Here is a 1,712-nt window from a genome sequence, read left to right as displayed (position 1 = left end):
TATTTCATTTCTTAATTACTTTTTCAGAGCACTATAATTAACGTGAATTGCCAGACAGTCGAAATCCACATGAATATTGGTATTGTCATTCTGAGGGCTTTAGTCCGAAGAATCTGTACAAAAAAGTATTTAAGCTTAAAACCAAAAAGGGACAGATGTTTCGCTTTGCTCAACATGGCAATAAAAAAATACTCCAAGGAATGCGACTCGATAAAATAAAAAAAATCACGCTTATTGCGTGATTTTTTTATTTTATCGAGTTTTGCTTTTTAAATACTTACAAAACCTAAGACAACTTTCTCAAGAATGCTAAGAACAAAAAATAAAACCATAGGTGAAAGATCGAGACCGCCTATAGGAGGAATTATTTTTCTGAAAGGTTCGAGTATAGGGTCAGACACATCTCTTAAAAATTTAAACGGCTGGTTATACCAGTTTACATTTGGAAACCACGTTAATAAAATTCTTACGAGAAGAATTAGCTGTAAAAGTTGAAATAAGTTTGCTATTGCTTCATAAAGAGACATGTTTTCCTCCGGATTTTATTTTACACTCTAGAGTGAGAAAGTACATCGCCACAGTGGCATCTTTCTCTTTCGGCAGGGATTTTTTCTATTAAGCCAAAGAGAAGGTTTCTTAATTTTTCGTTGTTTTCGTTAAACACTTTTATAACCGCAGAATGGCTTACAGGTTCAACATCTCCTATCAATCCCGCATCATAATCGGTAATAAGCGAGATATTAAGCGTACATAGTTCTAATTCACGTGCTAAGAATACTTCAGGGTACTGTGTCATGTTAATTACTTCCCAGCCTTGTGCGGTGAAAAATCTTGATTCTGCTTTTGTGCTGAATCTTGGTCCTTGAATTACGAGGATTGTACCTTTATCATGAACGCTTATTCCTAAGTCTTTTGCCGTATTCACAGCAATACCGCTTAGTTCTGGACAATATGGATCAGCGGGGCTCACGTGAGTCGTAATAGGTCCATCATAAAAAGTATCTCTTCTGTTGTAGGTTTTATTTACGAATTGATCACAAATCACAAAATCGCCCGGTTTTACGTGAGGCTGAAGACTTCCTGCTGCGCAAGGGCTGATTAATCTGGAAACGCCAAGAGCTTTCATTGCCCAAACATTTGCTCTGTAATTTATTTTATGAGGAGGAAGTACGTGTCTTTTTCCGTGTCTTGGAAGGAAAGCTACAGTTTTTCCGCCGATTTCGCCCAGAGTAATACTGTCGCTCGGTGAGCCATAAGGGGTTTCTATTTCTACTTCTTTGGTATTTTCAAGAAAATTATAAAATCCTGATCCGCCAAATACGCCTATATCAGCTTTGTGTTGTGTTGGTTTAAACATTTTTCACTTTCTCACTTTCTTAATTAAAACAATATATTTCCCATATAATTAACGACTTCATATAAAATTATTCCTGCCGCCAGTACAGCAAAAGTTATTGCAGGAAACGCAAGAAATAATATTTTATCCATGATTTTTACCTTACTGCTTTTAGTTTTGCTAAATCCGCATAATTATTAGCTGTTACCACTTCCATTGTTGACAGGTCTTTTCTTAATCCAGAGATATCGCCTTGGATTTTTGTGATATTTGTTATTATTTGCTCATGCTCGGCTTTATTGACTTCTGCTGAATATTGGAGAGCTTTTAAAATTTGTGTATTTTCTTTTACCTGACTTTCAAGAGTATCAAATTT

General features: G+C 35.6%; 3 protein-coding genes. All 3 read right to left on the bottom strand.

What is annotated here, in order from left to right:
* Positions 1-269 precede the first annotated feature (269 nt).
* A complete protein-coding gene (locus WCG23_13315) occupies positions 270-527 on the bottom strand; it encodes a YggT family protein (GenBank protein MEI8390850.1) in 258 nt (85 codons plus the stop codon).
* Positions 528-547: 20 nt separating this feature from the next.
* Positions 548-1,357, bottom strand: coding sequence for an S-methyl-5'-thioadenosine phosphorylase (locus WCG23_13310; GenBank protein ID MEI8390849.1), 810 nt, complete (start codon positions 1,355-1,357; stop codon positions 548-550).
* Positions 1,358-1,493: 136 nt separating this feature from the next.
* Positions 1,494-1,712, bottom strand: a 219-nt coding sequence (locus WCG23_13305; protein MEI8390848.1) for a hypothetical protein, incomplete at its 5' end; no start/stop codon positions are given.

Source organism: bacterium, from assembly GCA_037147175.1.
Taxonomy (GTDB): Bacteria; Cyanobacteriota; Vampirovibrionia; order Gastranaerophilales; family UBA9971; genus UBA9971.
Note: the sequence above shows the minus strand (reverse complement) of the source record. Positions and strands in the feature narration are given on the sequence as shown.